Annotated in this window: 18 protein-coding genes and 1 tRNA gene; 11 read left to right on the top strand and 8 right to left on the bottom strand. The window is 46.2% G+C overall.

Annotated elements, in window-relative coordinates:
• Positions 1-415: 415 nt before the first annotated feature.
• Positions 416-3,787, top strand: coding sequence for a fibronectin type III domain-containing protein (locus GO755_RS33255; protein WP_157589757.1), 3,372 nt, complete (start codon positions 416-418; stop codon positions 3,785-3,787).
• 83 nt (positions 3,788-3,870) lie between these two features.
• Here the strand turns inward: GO755_RS33255 and GO755_RS33260 are convergent, their stop codons facing one another.
• The 3 genes from GO755_RS33260 to GO755_RS33270 all read right to left on the bottom strand — a co-directional run bounded on the left by GO755_RS33260 (position 3,871) and on the right by GO755_RS33270 (position 7,463).
• A complete protein-coding gene (locus GO755_RS33260) occupies positions 3,871-5,019 on the bottom strand; it encodes a TIGR03364 family FAD-dependent oxidoreductase (RefSeq protein WP_157589758.1) in 1,149 nt (382 codons plus the stop codon).
• Positions 5,020-5,053: 34 nt separating this feature from the next.
• Positions 5,054-5,788, bottom strand: coding sequence for an HAD family hydrolase (locus tag GO755_RS33265; RefSeq protein ID WP_157589759.1), 735 nt, complete (start codon positions 5,786-5,788; stop codon positions 5,054-5,056).
• 154 nt (positions 5,789-5,942) lie between these two features.
• Entirely contained in the window at positions 5,943-7,463 is a 1,521-nt protein-coding gene (locus GO755_RS33270) for a nicotinate phosphoribosyltransferase (protein WP_157589760.1), read from the bottom strand.
• A 153-nt stretch (positions 7,464-7,616) separates the two neighbouring features.
• On the opposite strand from GO755_RS33270, the gene rpoN reads away from it, so the two are divergent.
• The 7 genes from rpoN (at position 7,617) to GO755_RS33305 (ending at position 13,421) form a co-directional block, all read left to right on the top strand.
• Positions 7,617-9,062, top strand: a complete 1,446-nt coding sequence (gene rpoN / locus GO755_RS33275) for an RNA polymerase factor sigma-54 (RefSeq protein ID WP_157589761.1) — start codon at positions 7,617-7,619, stop codon at positions 9,060-9,062.
• A 152-nt stretch (positions 9,063-9,214) separates the two neighbouring features.
• On the top strand, positions 9,215-9,802 hold the full coding sequence (locus tag GO755_RS33280; protein ID WP_157589843.1) for a hypothetical protein: 588 nt from the start codon (positions 9,215-9,217) through the stop codon (positions 9,800-9,802).
• An 11-nt stretch (positions 9,803-9,813) separates the two neighbouring features.
• A complete protein-coding gene (locus tag GO755_RS33285) occupies positions 9,814-10,611 on the top strand; it encodes an enoyl-CoA hydratase/isomerase family protein (RefSeq protein ID WP_157589762.1) in 798 nt (265 codons plus the stop codon).
• Positions 10,612-10,664: 53 nt separating this feature from the next.
• Positions 10,665-10,738: transfer RNA gene (locus GO755_RS33290), tRNA-Arg, on the top strand.
• Positions 10,739-11,055: 317 nt separating this feature from the next.
• Positions 11,056-12,231, top strand: a complete 1,176-nt coding sequence (locus tag GO755_RS33295; protein WP_157589763.1) for a phage integrase SAM-like domain-containing protein — start codon at positions 11,056-11,058, stop codon at positions 12,229-12,231.
• A 440-nt stretch (positions 12,232-12,671) separates the two neighbouring features.
• Positions 12,672-12,848 carry a hypothetical protein gene (locus tag GO755_RS33300; RefSeq protein WP_157589764.1) on the top strand — a complete coding sequence of 59 codons (177 nt, stop codon included), beginning with the start codon at positions 12,672-12,674 and terminating at the stop codon, positions 12,846-12,848.
• A complete protein-coding gene (locus GO755_RS33305) occupies positions 12,849-13,421 on the top strand; it encodes a recombinase family protein (protein WP_157589765.1) in 573 nt (190 codons plus the stop codon).
• 108 nt (positions 13,422-13,529) lie between these two features.
• Here GO755_RS33305 and GO755_RS33310 read toward each other — a convergent pair whose 3' ends face one another.
• The 3 genes from GO755_RS33310 to GO755_RS33320 form a co-directional block, all read right to left on the bottom strand.
• Positions 13,530-13,730 (bottom strand): hypothetical protein, encoded by a 201-nt coding sequence (locus GO755_RS33310; protein ID WP_157589766.1) that lies wholly within the window; start codon positions 13,728-13,730, stop codon positions 13,530-13,532.
• A 782-nt stretch (positions 13,731-14,512) separates the two neighbouring features.
• Positions 14,513-14,815: a hypothetical protein gene (locus GO755_RS33315; RefSeq protein ID WP_157589767.1), complete on the bottom strand. Its 303-nt coding sequence runs from the start codon at positions 14,813-14,815 to the stop codon at positions 14,513-14,515.
• 200 nt (positions 14,816-15,015) lie between these two features.
• Positions 15,016-15,363 (bottom strand): hypothetical protein, encoded by a 348-nt coding sequence (locus GO755_RS33320; protein WP_157589768.1) that lies wholly within the window; start codon positions 15,361-15,363, stop codon positions 15,016-15,018.
• Positions 15,364-15,695: 332 nt separating this feature from the next.
• Here GO755_RS33320 and GO755_RS33325 point away from each other — a divergent pair, with 332 nt between their 5' ends.
• From GO755_RS33325 to GO755_RS33335, 3 genes are all read left to right on the top strand, one after another.
• On the top strand, positions 15,696-16,097 hold the full coding sequence (locus tag GO755_RS33325; protein ID WP_157589769.1) for a LytR/AlgR family response regulator transcription factor: 402 nt from the start codon (positions 15,696-15,698) through the stop codon (positions 16,095-16,097).
• Between the two features lie 259 nt (positions 16,098-16,356).
• Positions 16,357-16,512, top strand: coding sequence for a hypothetical protein (locus GO755_RS33330; protein WP_157589770.1), 156 nt, complete (start codon positions 16,357-16,359; stop codon positions 16,510-16,512).
• A 288-nt stretch (positions 16,513-16,800) separates the two neighbouring features.
• Positions 16,801-16,971, top strand: coding sequence for a hypothetical protein (locus GO755_RS33335; RefSeq protein WP_157589771.1), 171 nt, complete (start codon positions 16,801-16,803; stop codon positions 16,969-16,971).
• 73 nt (positions 16,972-17,044) lie between these two features.
• Here the strand turns inward: GO755_RS33335 and GO755_RS33340 are convergent, their stop codons facing one another.
• Positions 17,045-17,194 carry a hypothetical protein gene (locus tag GO755_RS33340; protein ID WP_157589772.1) on the bottom strand — a complete coding sequence of 50 codons (150 nt, stop codon included), beginning with the start codon at positions 17,192-17,194 and terminating at the stop codon, positions 17,045-17,047.
• Between the two features lie 265 nt (positions 17,195-17,459).
• A complete protein-coding gene (locus GO755_RS33345) occupies positions 17,460-17,651 on the bottom strand; it encodes a hypothetical protein (protein WP_157589773.1) in 192 nt (63 codons plus the stop codon).
• Positions 17,652-17,675 lie beyond the last annotated feature (24 nt).

The raw sequence follows: 17,675 nt of genomic DNA on the forward strand, positions 1-17,675 counted from the left end.
AAAGGTTGCCCACACGGATCTACATAAAGCACAAATCGACGGTGGTAAAGAGAGTAAACTAGATTTCATACGTTAACAGGTTAGTATTACTTAGGTAATTACCTGCAAAAGTAAACGCCTGCTATTACGCCAATATGTAATGACTATCAACGGTTTGTAAATAGAATTCAAATAATTTCACATCAATTTAACAGACACTATACTGTCAGTTTATCAAATTCTATTTATGAGTATATTAGCTTAGTAATTGTACAAATTCAATACTTATTATTTACTTTTTCAGATATTTACAACTCCAGAACGCAAAACTCTTCCCGCTGACCATGTTTACGGCATGAATATATGGCCTACTTTTTGAGGCAATTTCATGAATTATGATCCACTTTTAGTAACCACCGAGTCTACTATTCATCCCATGCAAAAACGTATACGTTTCGCACTGCGTTGCTTATTTTTTTTGGCATTCCTCTGCCCAGTCGTGCAAGCTCAGATAACCACTCAACCAGTTGTCCCTTTTTGTGGCACAGAAGACCTTACACTGGAGCAGGCTCAGTCTTTAGTAAAGCAGGCGGAAATAGCTCGCCAGAAAAAATTAGCTTCGGGTGCTGCTTTTCAGTCAATTACCTATGTACCCATTCGCCCACACATTATGCGGCAAAGCAATGGCACTGGTGGTTTTAGTATAGCCAGTCTGAACCAGGTGATAGCCATGACCAATAGTTACTACCTGTTGAATGGGCTAGGCATCCAATTTTATTTTGCCGGTTCATCGCCCGATTACATCGACAACGACAATATGTATACTGCCTATAACGGTCAATCGGTGGACGCCAATGACGCCCATAATGCCCTCAATCAGTATTATGTCAATCAGTTCTCAACGTCGGGACTGGGTGGGTATGCCTATTACCCAAATAATGATATTATTTCGACTCGCTCGTTTATTTTGACGGGTTCGGGTGAATACGAAGACGATTTAGGAAATCGATTGATTCCGCATGAGTTAGGCCATAACTTTAACCTGATCCATACGTTTGGCCAGAATGCCGGGAATGGGTCCCTCGGCTCCGGCATAACCACCGAATTAGTCACTCGCGGAGTCGGTGCCAACTGCGCTACGGATGGCGATCTGATTTGTGATACACCCGCCGACCCTTACAATATGGCGGGAGCTTACTTTACTTATCCCAACGGCTGTCCACAGTATGACCCTAACAGCACTGCCCGCGATGCCAATGGGATGCCCTTTGCCCCGTCAATTACGAACATCATGTCGTACTATTTTCCCTGTACGCACGACTTTACGCCTGGGCAGTACGACCGGATGCAGGCCGGACTAGCCCTTCGGCAAAGCCACACAGCCTATACGCTCGATGCTCCGCCGACCAACGTACCCGCTCCCAGTAACCTGGCTGCCAACCTAAGCGGAACGTCTGTTGTGTTAACCTGGCAGGACAATGCCAGCAACGAAATGGGGTATTTCATCGAGCGTTCTACCTCGCCCAGTGAGGGGTTTGTAGCCGTTGGTGGTGTGGCTCCCGACATCACTACCTTTACCGATAGTAAAGCCGTTCTTTATACGCAGTACTACTACCGCATTCGCCCATCTAACACCACAACTGGCAGCCTTAGTCCAAACGCGGCTATCCGGATTTCACCAGTCGTTACGGGGCTGAACACCACGAATATCAGCGGGTCCAATGCTCAGTTAAATTGGAACAGCCTGGGAACTGGCATTACTTATACGGTACAATATCGGGCTGTTGGCAGTAGCAACTGGAGTACGATTTCGAATGTGCCGGATAACTATACTATCTTATACAGCTTACCCGTGAATACCACCTATGAATGGCAGGTTAAAGCAACCAATGGTGATACGTACAGCGGTCCGGTGAATTTTACTACCCCTTGCCCCACTCCATCCCTCTACACAGCGTACCCTAGCCGCGTCTCAGCTTCACTTAGCTGGACATACGGTTACCTCGAAACATACACCTTACAATGGCGCGTTCAGAACACCCCGACCTGGAATAGTATCAGTGCCATTACCAGCACCTATTATTCATTAACAGGTCTGACGGCTTCTACGCCCTATGAGTGGCGGGTACAGGGTACCTGTCCTGGTTCAACCACCATTGTCACTGACTATAGCAGCCCAAAATCATTTACAACGATAGCCTGTCCAATACCAACATTATGGCTAAACAATACAACTAATTCATCCTCAGCTTCGGTCTTCTGGAGCACCGACTTTTCCGAAACGGGTCGTACTTTTTCGCTCCGTTACCGAGCAGTAGGCGCACCTGACTGGATAGTTATCAGCGACCCAACTATGCGTGAGTACACACCGTATTCGCTCACCGGCCTGACGCCTAATACGACTTATGAAGCGCAGGTAGAAAGTATTTGCTCCCCCACTGAGCATTCGGGCTTTTCAGCTTCTCTCAACTTTACACCGACTTGTCAACCAATCACGTATGTATATAGCTCGGCCAAAAATTCAACGGCTAGTTTGATATGGAATACGAATTACCCAGCCGAACCCGGCACAACCTTCGAACTGCAATATCGTCTGTTGGGCAGTACTGATTGGACTACTGTAAGCAATATCACACCTGCACAGAACGGCTCCAATACAGTGTATTCACTTACTGGTTTACCCAACAATACGACTTATGAGTGGCGTGTCAGGGCTTTTTGTCCAGGTAATATTCAATCTACGTATAAGTCAGGCCCTAACTTTACAACCGGCTGTTTCGCACCGATATCTCCTTATTGGGGTTTCCTATCAACTACATCGGTGATCCTTCTCTGGAACGCTTTCGTTGAACCGAATACGCATTTCGATATACAATACCGAATAGTGGGGGCAGCAGACTGGATAACCCTCAGCAATCTGTCCTTACAGGATGTAAGTACTAGTTTCTCCTATAGCCTAACGGGGTTAACTAATAATACTACCTATGAGTGGCAGGTTAGAACAGTGTGTTCGGCTACTGACAATTCATACTTTGTAACTGGCCAGAGTTTTACAACTTCCTGCCGAATCCCAGACGGACTAGGTTCCAATCCGAAAGCGACCACGGCCTACCTGAACTGGACGCAGGTGAGTAACGATGTCCATTACGATCTACGCTATCGACGGATTGGGACAACCGATTGGATAACAATTGATAATCTGACCACCTCCAACGTTACGATAACAGGCTTACTAACAAATGCGGGCTATGAATGGCAAGTCAGAAGCCGGTGTACCGATGGCATTTTTTCTGACTTCTCTGGTTTACGTTCATTTGGTACCTATCCGTGCTATGCGCCCGGTAGTTTATACACCGCTGAGCCCACCTCTACCTCGATCAAATTGAGCTGGTATAACTATTCGGGTGATGCCAGTACAATGTACGAAGTTCGATACCGGGTTGTCGGAACAACCGATTGGACAGTTGTCGGCAGTATCAATTCCACGAGTGTTGCAATTGCGAATTTAACGTCTGATGTACAATACGAATGGCAGGTCAGGACGCTATGCTCAGCAACAGAGACCTCAACATTTTCGTACTCGTCTTACTTCCAGACGTGTAGTGTCATTTACACTATAAAGGCAGGCTATTGGTCCGACAGCTCCATCTGGTCGTGTAATCGTGTACCTTACTCTGCCGATGTCGTACAGATCAAGCATAACGTGATCATTCCGGGAAACTACAATGCTAGTGCGCTCAGAATAAGTTATGATCCGGGGCAGCAACTAACGTTCAGCCTCTATGCCAATCTGAAACTGGGGCAGTGATACATAGATAGGATTTATTAACCGCAGAGGCACAGAGAATTATAAACTCTGTGCCTCTGCGGTTAATAAATCCAGATCTTAACTTATTGCAGTAAGTTCGCAATACTCTGTTCGGCATATCCGGCTCCCGAACTCATGCCTTTTCCACCTATCCCAGTAATGATACGAATGGCTGGATCGACATCATGTTCGAAGATTTCAGCCTTTGTCTGACTATAAAAACCCGCCCAGGTTTTTCGTATGACTAACGGAAAAGAAACAATACGACGAGCCTCGGTCAGCATCAGATCGTTAATAAAATCCTGGGTGTGATAGCCTAAATCTTCGGCTTGGGTTGCGTCAGCGTATTCGTGCGAATCCCCCACGATGATCGATCCATCTATGGCTTGTTTGAACAAAATGTGAATACCCCATTTTTTCAGTTCGGCTAGGTGCGCTGGCAGCTGGTTTGTCAGCGTAGCATACGACGGACATTCCTGAAAAGCTTCGTACCGTCGAATCGTCAAACCGGTCAGAATATTACCCGGTAAGCGAAGGCCAGCAACCGGCTCTGCCAGCAACATTTGCAATTTACTAACGACCAAACCTGCATCGGCTAGTAGTTCGGGGAAAAGTAAGCGTACTTCATGTCCACCGCAAATCAGCACCCGTTCTGCCTGAAAGCGCTCTCGATTGCTAAGGGTAACTATCGCCCCCGAACTGCTCGGCTGGCAGTCGATAACAACCGAGCCGGGTCGGTAATCGACACCATATTTTTTTTGACTGTACGCAATCAGCCGGTGAATCATCTGCTCTGGCTCCACGCTCATTTCCTGAGGGAAGAAAATGCCGCCCATGACATAGTCGGGCTGGAGCGATGGGTATTTGGCCAGGCATTGGGCTTTGCTCAATAACTCGCAAGTGTAGCCAATTTGACCATATCGGTCGTGGAGTTCGTTGGCTAATGTCCATTCGTCGGTATCCGACGCGATGTAAATCGTGCCGTTTTCCCGAACTGTCAGATCAGTTTCCTGTTGAATAGTCCGATAGATTTCCAGGCTCCTTCGTCCATAATCGAACCAGCGCCCAGCCAGTCCCGACGGCACTACCTGCCCGAAATTTCGTACTGTTGCGCTAACTGGATAGCGATCTTTTTCAAGCAATAATACACGTTGTCCGGCCTGAGCAGCATGATAGGCATGGAACGTACCAAGTGTCCCGGCACCAACAACAATTAAATCGTAAGAAAGCATAACTACGTAGTCAAGGGGACAATACCTGACATTTTTATACGAGAGAAACTTCGCGGGCATCCAACAGAGCTGGCAACTCCCACAGCGAGTTGATCAGCAAATCGTGTGGGTGAGCCTCCAATTGATCGCGTGAGTGCGTACCGTTTGTGATACCCAGATTCAGGGCAACGCCAGCAGCCCGACCCGATAGTAAGTCAGAGGGCGTATCGCCGATGTTTACAACGGCTTTCGGGTTGCTTACGCCAAGCAAATACATCGCCCGCTCAATCATGTGTGGATAGGGTCGTCCGCGCTCAACCTCATCACTGGCAATAGATACCTGAATTAGACTCTCGGACGTACCCACTCGTCGACCATCGAGGCCTTTGAGCCAGCCGAGTTTTTCCAGAATAATATCGGTCACAACCCGGTAAAATCCCGTTGTAAGCGCAATAGCAATGCCTCGTTCATACAGGTAGGCAAACGTATCCAGGCAGCCTTCGGTGGGTGTTGCGCCCTGTGTCAGGTAATGGTTTTCGAGAATTCTCCGAAAAATTGCATAGGATACATCCACCTGCCGCTGTATTTCAGGATTGTGTTCGCCCAATTGTTCTTTCCAGAGCGTCTCAAACACATATCGTTTGGCAAGGCCCTGCATAGCCAGAATGCGCTCATCGGTAACGAATAGACCTGTTTCGGCGGCTGCCTCGGCAAAACACCGTTCTACCTCGTGGTGGTCGGTTACCGTAGTACCGGCCATGTCAAATACCACTAATTCAATCGGTTGCATGTATTGAGTTGTCTGAAAAGAGAGAGCCGCCAAAGCGGAGCGGTAAAGCAACAGAAAAAATATATACCCTCGGCCTGTTTGATATTAAGAAAAAAAGAATGTTTGTAAGCTTACTCAATGGTTAGATAAAAGATACGGGAGCTTACACTGGTCATTACTGAGAAGCGCCTTCCCGCAGCTTAAGAATTAACTCTGTTTTCAGCTCATGAAGGCCCTTCTCCAACCCAACCGGATAAATGTGCGGATTCACAAATCGCTTCACACCCGGATGCAAACCCGCGAGTTGCGTTTGGACGCGTGCTCGTACAGCATGAATATCGGGGAGGCTGTAGACACACTTACCATCCAGAAAAATAGGTACAAGTAAATCCTCGTATTGCTGATTTGCATCAAAACGACGACGTTTGGTGAAATCCATCGGGTCAATCATTGTAGTTGGCCGACCTAATTCGTTCATCTCTTCCGTATTATAGATCATATCGGCCAGGAAGCCCCGCTCATCCTGGAATCTACGTACCTGCTGAATACCCGGTGTCGAAATTTTAATAGCCTGTTCCGATAGCTTCATCTTATAGGACCAACGGTCCGTCGCACGGTGGCCCGTCACACGGCGGTCCGTTGTCTCTTCACTCGTTTCATTCTGAAGGGCAGCCAGTTTATAGACACCACCAAGGGCAGGCTGATCAAAAGCTGTTACAAGTTTCGTGCCTACTCCCCAGATGTCTATTTTGGCTCCCTGCTGTTTTAAACTGGTGATAATTGTCTCGTCGAGATCGTTGCTGGCCACGATAGATGTACGCTGAAAACCAGCCTCGTCCAGCAATTTTCGCGCTTCAATACTCAAATAGGCTAAATCCCCCGAATCAAGCCGTATTGCCGCTAATTTGTGCCCCTGTTGCTCCAGTTTACGTCCCGTTTCGATAGCGTGTCGAACGCCCTGCAACGTGTCGTAGGTATCGACCAGCAAGGTTACGTTATTGGGTAATACCTGAGCGTACGTATCAAAAGCTTGTTGTTCATCATCGAACGACATAACCCAGCTATGGGCGTGCGTCCCCCGAACGGGAATATCGTGGAGTTTGCCAGCCAGCACGTTTGAGGTAGCATCGCAGCCCCCAATGTAAGCAGCCCGACTAGCGGTCATCCCGCCATCGACGCCCTGGGCTCTGCGTAGCCCAAACTCCAGGAGTATATCCTTCTCGGCAACCAAACGTAATCGGGCCGCTTTCGTAGCAATCAATGATTCAAAATTAATGAGATTCAATAGGGGCGTTTCGAGCAACTGGCACTGCAAAATGGGGCCACGCACGCGCACTAAGGGTTCATTTGGAAATACAACAGTTCCTTCGGGTATAGCTTCGATGCTACAGGTGAGTTTCAGGTCGGCGAGATAATCCAGAAAAGCGGCCTCGAACAATGGCTTATTGTCATTGCCTGTCAGTGTGCGGAGGTAGCGCAAATCTTTTTTTGAGAACCCAAAATGATTGATATAACCGATTACATTAGCCAACCCACAGGCAATGGTGAAGCCTCCATTGAATGGGTTTTTTCGGAAATACAGATTAAAAACAGCCTCTTTCTCAGCTGTTTTCGATTTCCAGTAGCCATAGGCCATGGTTACCTGGTAAAGGTCTGTCAGTAGACTTAGCGAGGTGTCGTAAAGCTTGTTCGTCATGGCCACGAAGGTAGTATGTCCAAACTTCACAGAAAATTTATCTCGATAAAAACAAAAAACTGACTATTTTGGTCTGATAATTGTGAGGGGCAGTTTTATATCCAACTTAACCACTCAACGTAACGGAAACATTTTACCGCTTATAGCACCACCATGCAGAAGTTAAGCCTATCCCAATCGCTTCAGCAGAAGTTATCTCCACAGCAGATACAATTTATCAAGCTTCTGCAGATTCCTACCGCTGAATTAGATACACGAATTGAAGAAGAGTTGGAAATTAATCCAGCCTTGGAAGAGGGCATGGACGAAGAGTACGATCAAAAAGATGATGACTCATACGACGAAGCTGATGACTATAAAGAACGGGACGACGACCTGGACATAGATAGTTACATTAAGGACGAGGACTATGCCGGGTATAAAATGCAGGGTGATGGCAATTATGCGGAAGATGATCGCGATATGCCCTTAGCAACCAGTTCAAGCCTCACCGACTCACTTCTTCAACAGTTTGGTTATCTTAATCTGACCGAACAACAGCGTATTGTAGGGCTACAACTTATTGGCAGCATTGAAGCGGATGGCTACATCCGACGGTCGTTACAGGCAATTGTAAATGACCTTGCTTTCGGGCAAAATGTGTTTACCGATACCGAAGAAATCGAAGGAATTCTGCATAAAATCCAGTCATTCGACCCACCAGGTATTGGGGCACGCACACTTCAGGAATGCCTGATTCTGCAACTTCAGCGCAAAGATATGTCAGACCCTTATAACGTTCTGGCCATTCGTATCATCGATGAATTCTTCGATGAATTCTCTAAAAAACATTACGACAAGATTCAACGAAGACTTAACATCAGCGACGACTCTCTCAAGAAAGTCATCGACATTATCATCAAACTGAATCCCAAACCCGGCTCTGTTGAAGGCGAGTCCAGTACGGCGCAGTATCTGGTACCTGATTTCATTCTGACTAATAACGGCGGCAAGCTCGAATTGACATTAAACTCAAAAAATGCACCGGAGCTTCGTATCAGTCGTTCGTTTGCCGACATGCTTGATACGTACGACAAGAGCAAAAAGCAGAATAAAAACCTAAAGGAAACCGTCTCATTTGTAAAGCAGAAACTAGATGCAGCCAAATGGTTTATCGATGCCATCAAGCAACGTCAGCAAACGCTGCTCCGAACGATGAACGCCATTGTACGTTTCCAGTATGATTTCTTTCTGACTGGCGACGAATCCCGGCTCAGACCCATGATCCTGAAAGATATCGCTACCCTGATCGATATGGATGTTTCAACGGTATCGAGGGTAGCCAATAGTAAGGCGGTGCAAACTGAATTCGGTATCTATCCGCTTAAATATTTCTTCTCGGAAGGCATTTCGACTGATACTGGCGAGGATGTCAGCAGCCGCGAAGTGAAAAATATTCTGAAAGACCTGATCGACGCAGAGCCCAAGCTTCACCCACTCTCGGATGACAAGCTCGAAAAAATCCTGAACGACCGAGGCTATAACATCGCCCGCCGAACAGTTGCCAAATACCGAGAACAGCTTAATATTCCAGTGGCCAGACTTAGGAAGCAGTTATAAGTGGAGTTGTGAAGTAAGTGCAGTGAGTCAAGCAGGATTATTGGTATTTTTGCAGCAGAATTTACTCTACCTACTGCACTTACTCACTAATTTCTTTTCCATTGACAAACTCGTTTGCCCGTTTCCTTTCGGTCGCCCTTCACCCGCTGCTAATGCCGACATTATTGTTCGGTGTGTTACTATTACAGGTACCCAGTGTTATAGGCATGGATGCCTTCTCTAGTTCACTAAGGCTCAGCCTGTTGGTCTTGATTTCTGTCGGCACATTTGCAGTACCGTCTTTGTTAATTTATTATCTCTTCCGCAGCGGTTATGTCCAGAGTCTGCAACTGAACACATTAGCCGACCGCCGTTTACCCTATTTCCTCACCGCCTGCGTGTATTTATTCCTGGCCTATTTATTTACGTTCCGGATGCAGCTCGTGTCGACGGTTGCACCAGAAATTGGTATTCTGTTGGGAAGTATTGCGGTCTCTATTCTGTTAGTAGGTCTGGTTAGCTTGTCCTGGCAAATTAGCGCCCACTGTGTCGGGATTGGGGGAGTGGTGGGAATTATTGGCGGCATTATGCTTAAATTCAGTATACCCGATTTATTTTTCACACTTCTGTTGCTAGTTCTTTTAACGGGTTTGGTGGCTAGTGCCCGATTGAAACTCAATGCCCATACACCTGCTCAGATTAGTGCCGGATTAGTGTTGGGTTTGGGGGTCAGTGCAATGACCGTGTTCTGGTTAATTTAATTTTTGTCTCCATGTACGAAAACCTTCTTTATGACATATCAGATTCGGTTTGCCGAATTACGCTAAACCGACCACAAGTCTATAATGCTCTTAGTCTGGGGTTGATTCGTGACATTACTGCAGCCATTGAAGCCGCTGGCACTGACGAGCAGGTACGAGTGGTCGTGATTACTGGGGCAGGCGATAAAGCCTTTTCATCAGGAGCCGATTTGAAAGAAGGATTCGCCAATGCGGCATCATCGGATGGTCAACTCACCCTCGGCGATTCTTTACGGACTACCTACCACCCGATGATTCGGGCTATTCGTAACCTGCCTAAGCCCGTCATAGGCCGTATTAATGGTGTGGCCGCCGGTGCAGGTTGCTCGCTCGCACTGGCCTGTGACGTGGTCATCTGTGCCGATGAAGCGTATTTCAGTCAGATTTTCGTCAACATTGGCCTGATGCCAGATGCAGGTTCAACATTTTTCCTTCCCCGGCTCATCGGCCCGCAACGGGCATTCGACCTATGCAGCACAGGTCGACGCGTGTATGGCCCTGAAGCTGCTCAACTGGGTTTAGTAAGTCGTTCTGTTTCAGCTGTCGATCTGGATACTACTGTTGGAGAAATTGTGTCCTATTATGCTACGGCCCCTACCCTCGCCATCGGTACGATGAAAAAAGTACTGAATCAATCCCTCTATTCTGATCTTGACCATCAACTGGAGCAGGAAGCTGATAGTCAGGGCCTACTGGGTCGATCCGCCGATGCTGTTGAGGGTATTGGCGCTTTCCTAATGAAGCGAAAAGCAAATTTTTCAGGAAAATAGGTTGACAAGGAAAATTTTTCTCCCTACTTTTGCACTCCCAATCAACGGGAAATGCATTCGTAGCTCAATTGGATAGAGCACCTCACTACGGATGAGGAGGTTTGGGGTTCGAATCCCTACGAGTGCACTGAGATACCACCAGATTAAGTCCAAAGCCCGCCAGATGAGCGGGTTTTGTTATTTTCACCCCCTATATATCTGATGCCCAACTGTCTACAATGGGGTTAAAAATGGGGTGCATCTATTTTTGAGTGGGGTACACTAAAAAACACCTTCTAGACACGGGTAACATCCCGGAAGAATACGGGCGATCACCCGTATTTTAATGTATCCATCCCTTATTCGCTAACCACTCATTGCGTTCATCGTTAACTGATTCTTTGCTAACCTTTTAGTAAGCTAATCAAGTTCATGTTAAACCAATAAGACCATGTATCGTAAAAAATGCGCGTACTCTTCAAACTGCGCCGAAACAAGAAAAACCCTCAAAGTCAGGCTACGCTGTATTGCCGAATCAAACTGGACGGCCTGCACGCCAATGATTTTTCCACCTTCATCACGGTGATGCCGGGCGACTGGGATTCGGAAGCTCAGCGGATCAAGGGTCGAACCCTTCGCACCCACGATGATAATCTCCGACTGACCCAGATCCATTCGGACATCACGCGAATCTTTCTCCAGTTCCAGCAGGGAGATGAGATGCTATCAGCCCAGCGCCTGGCGGATCTGTTTACCGGCAAGCAGCAGAAAACTTATACCTACTGGGAGCTGGTCGATTTATTCGAAGCGCACGTTGAGGCTACCTACAAGAACAAAGGTACCCGGCGAAATTACAAAACCCGAATCGACAACATCCGCTTATTTCTGACCGAAAACAACCTAACTAAATTGACTGCTGACCGCTTCAATCTAGGCCAGGCCGATAGCTTTGTACGTTGGATGAAAGCTCGGGGGCTCGACCACCAGTACATTGTTCGCCATACCCAGATCCTTAAAAACATTACTGAGGATGCCGTTCGAAGAGAGATTTTACCCCTGGACAAACTAGCTGCTTTTAAGCTCAAGAAAAAGGAGAAGGTTAACACAAAACACCTGACCCTGGAGGAAATCAACCGACTGGCCACCTTTGACTGGCGACCGGAAATGCGCCGGATCGTCGATCTGTTTTTATTCTCTATTTATACCGGTTTACACTATGAAGATGCCCAGACGCTCCAGGCCGATGACCTGCGTATAGGCATTGACGGTCGGATGTGGCTCTTTAAAGAACGAGGCAAATATGCCGAATCTGAATTCTTCGTTAATGAGGCTATTCAACTTGTTCCGCTAAACCAACCCGCGCTGGACTTGATCGAAAAATATGGCGGCGTGGAAACCTTACCCAAAATCAGCAACTCCGGGTTTAACGACTGGCTCAAGCAGATTCAGCACATGGCCAGTATTAAAACCAATCTCACGGTCAAGATTGCCCGAAAGACCTTTACCGATGTGATGCTGAATGAACTGGGGGTTTCCGAGGAAAGTGTGGCCGCTATGCTAGGTCACAGTACCACCCGGCATGTGAAGTATTATGGGAAAGCCAGTGAACGGCGGGTGGCCAGGGAGGTTGTGTATAAATAAGAATTCTAAAGTAACCAGGCCCGGTCAAGTTGATCGGAGTTTAGAGTCCAGCATACTTACAGTAGCAAAAAGCCACGACTTAGAAGCCGTGGCTTTTTGCTACTGTAAGTATATATTCGAGCTATGGAAAAGATAGGCCCCATTATAGCAATACTAATTGTGCTGGCAATTCTAGCTATAAGCATCCTTTTAGTTTGGTGGGAGGTACGCCAAAATGAGAAGTCCAAAAAGAAGAAAGGCAAAAAGAAAAAGTAGTAAGGTCAAAGCCCACCTCTCTCCCAGCGTCGGGACATATTGTTGTCAATCAAAACGAGCGGTATTCTGGACAGCATCCCTTAAGCAACTGACAGGTAAAAGAATTAATTTTAATGTCCATAATACCTGTCCATTATTTAGTGTTTAGTATATTTGTAGACCAAGCGTTTTAATGGACACTAACAATGGCACATAGACCCTTTCCTGTTTGGCTTGATGAAGTAATACGCGAACTCGGTGAATTAGATCATACCTTAGTACTCACCGTTAAAGCCAATCAGTGGCTAAAGGATGTGTGGCAATACTACCAAATTTCCCCCTCTGAAGCCGCATTGTTTTTCTTCAATGAATACGAACAGTAAATGAAAATCGGCTACGCCAGGGTATCCACCCTTGACCAGAATCTGGATCTCCAGTTGAACGCTCTCCAGACCGCTGGTTGTGAGAAGATCTATCAGGAAAAAATCAGCGGGGCTTGCAAAGAACGGCCGGAGTTGGAGCAACTGCTGAAATCATTGCGGCCAGGTGACGAAGTAATGGTTTGGAAACTGGATCGATTAGGGCGCTCCCTACAGCACTTAATTGAGCTGATCAACTTGTTTTCCGATCATGGAGTAACCTTCTCCAGTCTTCAGGATAGTATCAATACCAGCACACCATCAGGAAAACTCATCTTTCATATTTTTTGCAGCCTGGCTGAATTCGAACGGGCGCAAATCCGGGAACGCACGATGGCCGGTTTAGCCGCGGCTAAACTCAAAGGCAAAACGGGGGGAAAACCCAAGGGCTTAAGCGAACAGGCTCAGCAGACGGCCCGAGTAGCCGAATCACTGTATAAGGAAGGATTTGCCATTAAGTTAATTTCGGAAAAGCTGAAACTCTCCCGGCAAACGGTATATAACTATTTAGCGGAGCGGGGTGTTACGTTAAAGTAAACCAGATTAGTGCATTGAAAGTGCTGGCGTTCGGCTATGGCTACCAGATACACCTTATCCAGCACGAGGCCCCTTACCGGTGAATCGATACCCGGATATAGGCGTGAATCATTTCAATAAATAAGTCCCTAACCCTTCCAGATCACGGAAGGTTACCGGCTTCTCGCCATCCTTATATAAAACAAGCTCACTGGAATTAGATTCATTGGTTGTCACCCGGTACTGACAGCCTGTCATATCCCAGAAATACACGGTTGTTTCATCCGATCGCATATCAAAGAACTGCTTATCGGCTCTTAACAAAGGCATTTCCCTTTTATAGAGATAGCTTTGCAGCTCTTCTTGTAAATTCTTTAGGTCCATCAGGGACTGTTCAGGTAAAAGGGTATCTGTCAACCTAAAAATAGGTAAATTTTACCTGTAAAAAGGGGATAGTGCGCTACTATTTGTTGCCTAGTTAAATCTCCAACTCCATTCAGACTACGTATAAACAAAAAAAGCCAGCTACAGCGTAGCCGACTTTTCGCGTATTCACGATTATTAATTAAAGGGCCTGTTCGAAACAGCCCCTTTAACGTTACGCTAGCGCTAGCTGGCTAGTAAGTTAGGTAACAATACCTTAATAATCAGTCCTTACCGGGCAGAGTTTATTGTTCGGCTAAGGCTCCGATTCGCCTGGATAAACAAAAAAACTGCCCTTGGCAATCCAACTTTCTCACCACTTAGTTTTTTCCTCTAACCACTCAGTGGACGTTTTCTTAGTCCGAAAATTTACCGGATACGAATCCGTTTGTTCATGGCAGTCATGGCACAAAGTTCGCCCATTACGAATATCCCACAGGGCGAAGCACTGACGGGCTTCTTCCAGGGAAGTAATAGCATTCTCCCGAACTAGTTCGGCCAAGCTCGTTATGTGGTCAGCCTCGATCACGCGACGGCGTCCATTCCTTCTACCACATTGTTGACACTGAAAATGATCCCGGAGAAATACGCTTCGCTTCCAAACAGTATATAGGTCTAAATGGCGAATGCTTTTTACCAGGGCAGTCTGCTGACCGCCCTTAGTTACCGTGTTTGTTACCTCCATCACTCTATTGAAGGCTTAGTTTTTCGGCCTGGGCTACCAGGTACACTTTATCTATCACGTCGTGACGCTCCGCTACCCTAAGTAGGGATTCGTTTTTTCTACGAGGAATGCCAGGTAGATAAATTCCATAAAAAGCCTCCAGCTTTTCATAGAGCCGCTTCCAAATCTGAGACTCTGGCTCTTCGCTCAGGCGGGCAATGGCCGCAACAAGTAGGTAAATTTGGGTGCGGTAGGTGTGACTGCTCCAGGGTTGTTGGGCAGGGCTTGCATAGTTCTCCCTACCCACGTAGCTTTGCTCTGTGGACATAATTAATGAACGATTAAGTGTGTTTACATGCCCCTTCACCTGGTCTGCCAAGATTTGCGGTGTTGGGGTTTTTCTTTATTTATAACTAACTGATTATAAGTACAATATAAAAAGAAAAAACCGCCTTTACAAGTAGTAAAGGCGGTTTTTGAATATAAATGGTATACTGAGGCTAAGTATCTGCAAAATTGCCTCCCTCTCTAAGAGGCTGATGAACCTACCAAGTAGAGACTACTTTTGGCCTGGCGATTCAGCCGGTTTAGCAGCAACGTATGAGACGTTAGATTTCTTACTTGATTCAGTTGATCCGTGTCTTTGTCTAGCTTGCCTAGCTCCCGATGCATGGCATTGACTAAGCGTATTAGTTGCCTTGTTGGACATTGACCGATATAGACTCTAAAGGCCTGGCTACGTTCAGGTGTCCTAAGGCAGGTAACCAATTGAGTATAGGATTCATAAAATTCTTTAAGCGCTTGACTCCACCGCGTTACGATACGTTGAAAACGGACATTATCTGATAAACCGTTGTCCTGTATAAGAGTATTCATAGAAGTATGTGGATTATTTATGTTTGACGATGGGTATATATACGGTTACCTGCCTACTAAAAGATTTATATTTTTTGAGAAAATTTTCCTAAAAAATACAGATTTATGTTTAGAATTTGGGCCACCTATAGCGATACGACTACACAGGTAAGTAAACCCGAATAGATTTCTTATGGGTCAGAGCAGCTTACGGTTGCCTAAACACATAGGCACCTAATGCAATATGGCACTAGCCCATCAAAATACCCGTAACTGAATTTATCGTAAAAGCAGATTTACAAATAAGTAAATTCCTATACATTTGATTTACCTTTTGCTCAATCTTGCTATTTATGAAACGATTCGACGCGGCCAACCAACAGCATAAGTTTGACCCTAATCAGGTTCTTTATTTAATTGGGGACATCAACTATTGCACGATTTACCTGCTGAATGGAAAGTCAATCTTAACCAGCCGAACCTTAAAATGGTACAGTGAACGGTGGCCCCAGTTTATTCGTATTCACAAAGCCAACCTGGTAAATTCGGACCATATCTATAGTTGTGTCGTAGTTTCTTCCATCGTGGCCCATCTGATCATGCGAAATGGGGCTCGTCTTCCCATTGGCAGAAGGCGAATCAGCGAAGTGGTCCAGCAATTAGGCATTGACTGGCCTAAAAAATGCGGTGCCAGTACACACCTGCTTAAACCGGAATACAGTTCCTTTGTGTCAGACGATGTCCGGCTTGCCTAAAGGAAACTACTCCCCTGGCTCATCACAAGCTTGGCCAGTGTATAATAGCCTTATAGGGATCAGGGGACTGGTAAACCTGCTTTATCCTTCGGCTTTACCATTTCAGTTGTCGGTAGGGTAAGTGCGCTAATGCTTTCCAGTAGACGCTACTCCAGGCAAAATTAGTCGTTACTAAATGTGACTTTACTGCTTATTTTTTGTCTATTAAAAAGAGTACACTATTCGGCTCTTCTGTAATAGCAGACCTTGATCCATCGCCATGCTTAATTATGAATCCATCGCTATTCGTTGCCTGGTTATGAATCGTATCAATTCTACTTCTCTCGACCCTGTCAGGGCCATTACTTGGTTTGTTGTTTTTGGTATTAGCCTGCTTCTGTTTCTGGGTGCTGTATCTTTGCTGGTTCATGTGTAAATGCCTGCCTTTACTGAGCAAATCCCCTATAATTTTACGATTTGGCCCAGATCGTTACTGCTACACCCTGCCTGTAAGCTCGACGGGTTCGCTCTGGTCAGGCTTGGGGGCTTGGCATTACCGGGCCTGTTCCTTTTTTGTTATAGAACAACCAGATCACCGGTTTAGACCAACTGCCCAAGCCTGCCGATTTATTGAGCCCAGCTCAGATTTTACGATACGGAACTTCTCGGGCCAACTCCATTCAACATTGAACTGAAGGTTGGAACTTGTCAGGTAGAACCTAAAATGACTACCTTGTGCGCTTACCCTTGTCGAGCCGATACGATGCCGAATCAATTCCGTATTCTGGTAGTGGACGATGATCCAGACCTGGTCGAGATTCTACGGCTGGCAGCCCCATCCAGTTTTCTAGAAGCCTCGTTTACTTTATTTACCCGAGCTGACTTGGTTCCCTAGATGGAATGATCTATGATCTATGGGTTACGGAATCCATAGATCATAGATCATTCCATCTAGGGAACCAGGTGTTTCAATTTGTTTTGAATGGCGAACGCCTTCGGAGTCGCCGTGTGACCAGCGTAATTATCTCATCAGGCAAGCAGCCCATTTTTGTATAATAGTCCTTCCGATAAGCGGATTCTTTGGAGCGGTCAGGAGCATAGTCAAATGAGAAAGGCATGATTGTGAAGGATTTAATAAATGATAATACTTGGAGTTGATAGTATCTTACAATCGGTGTATCTGTGGTATTTGAAGTGGTCGTAACCCAGGTCAAAACCTCGTGTCCAAGGGAATTACATCGACGGTTAGCACCTTCTCCGGTCAGGACAATTTCTGCACGGTTCAGCGAACCACACTTGCTACATTTCTGATCTGGCCCTTTTGTCTGATACATTTTTATTATTTTTACACTAAGCTTGGAATGGGAAATAAAGATAAGCCGTCTACGATTTGTCGTTGGCGGCTTTTTCTTTGGCCCGATTATATTTCGGCTTTTGGCAAACCCGACAATTACAAGGACGTACTTGAGCTTTGAAAGCCGTGGCTTGCCCCGCATCCGAGATCGGAATCTTATACAGCCGAAGCCGTCGATGCCACTTTCGGACAGTGATCTGATTGCGTTCGAGTTTATTCATTTTATAGTTCGAATTAGTACGTAG

Source organism: Spirosoma arboris, assembly GCF_009754945.1.
Lineage (GTDB): Bacteria > Bacteroidota > Bacteroidia > Cytophagales > Spirosomataceae > Spirosoma > Spirosoma arboris.

Bases quoted from the DNA above. Each gene is read 5' to 3' on its own strand.
- GO755_RS33255 (WP_157589757.1), top strand. From the start codon at position 416: ATGCAAAAACGTATACGTTTCGCACTGCGTTGCTTATTTTTTTTGGCA.
- GO755_RS33260 (WP_157589758.1), bottom strand. From the start codon at position 5,019: ATGCTTTCTTACGATTTAATTGTTGTTGGTGCCGGGACACTTGGTACG.
- GO755_RS33265 (WP_157589759.1), bottom strand. From the start codon at position 5,788: ATGCAACCGATTGAATTAGTGGTATTTGACATGGCCGGTACTACGGTA.
- GO755_RS33270 (WP_157589760.1), bottom strand. From the start codon at position 7,463: ATGACGAACAAGCTTTACGACACCTCGCTAAGTCTACTGACAGACCTT.
- rpoN (WP_157589761.1), top strand. From the start codon at position 7,617: ATGCAGAAGTTAAGCCTATCCCAATCGCTTCAGCAGAAGTTATCTCCA.
- GO755_RS33280 (WP_157589843.1), top strand. From the start codon at position 9,215: ATGCCGACATTATTGTTCGGTGTGTTACTATTACAGGTACCCAGTGTT.
- GO755_RS33285 (WP_157589762.1), top strand. From the start codon at position 9,814: ATGTACGAAAACCTTCTTTATGACATATCAGATTCGGTTTGCCGAATT.
- GO755_RS33295 (WP_157589763.1), top strand. From the start codon at position 11,056: ATGCGCGTACTCTTCAAACTGCGCCGAAACAAGAAAAACCCTCAAAGT.
- GO755_RS33300 (WP_157589764.1), top strand. From the start codon at position 12,672: ATGGCACATAGACCCTTTCCTGTTTGGCTTGATGAAGTAATACGCGAA.
- GO755_RS33305 (WP_157589765.1), top strand. From the start codon at position 12,849: ATGAAAATCGGCTACGCCAGGGTATCCACCCTTGACCAGAATCTGGAT.
- GO755_RS33310 (WP_157589766.1), bottom strand. From the start codon at position 13,730: ATGCCTTTGTTAAGAGCCGATAAGCAGTTCTTTGATATGCGATCGGAT.
- GO755_RS33315 (WP_157589767.1), bottom strand. From the start codon at position 14,815: ATGTCCACAGAGCAAAGCTACGTGGGTAGGGAGAACTATGCAAGCCCT.
- GO755_RS33320 (WP_157589768.1), bottom strand. From the start codon at position 15,363: ATGAATACTCTTATACAGGACAACGGTTTATCAGATAATGTCCGTTTT.
- GO755_RS33325 (WP_157589769.1), top strand. From the start codon at position 15,696: ATGAAACGATTCGACGCGGCCAACCAACAGCATAAGTTTGACCCTAAT.
- GO755_RS33330 (WP_157589770.1), top strand. From the start codon at position 16,357: ATGCTTAATTATGAATCCATCGCTATTCGTTGCCTGGTTATGAATCGT.
- GO755_RS33335 (WP_157589771.1), top strand. From the start codon at position 16,801: ATGACTACCTTGTGCGCTTACCCTTGTCGAGCCGATACGATGCCGAAT.
- GO755_RS33340 (WP_157589772.1), bottom strand. From the start codon at position 17,194: ATGCCTTTCTCATTTGACTATGCTCCTGACCGCTCCAAAGAATCCGCT.
- GO755_RS33345 (WP_157589773.1), bottom strand. From the start codon at position 17,651: ATGAATAAACTCGAACGCAATCAGATCACTGTCCGAAAGTGGCATCGA.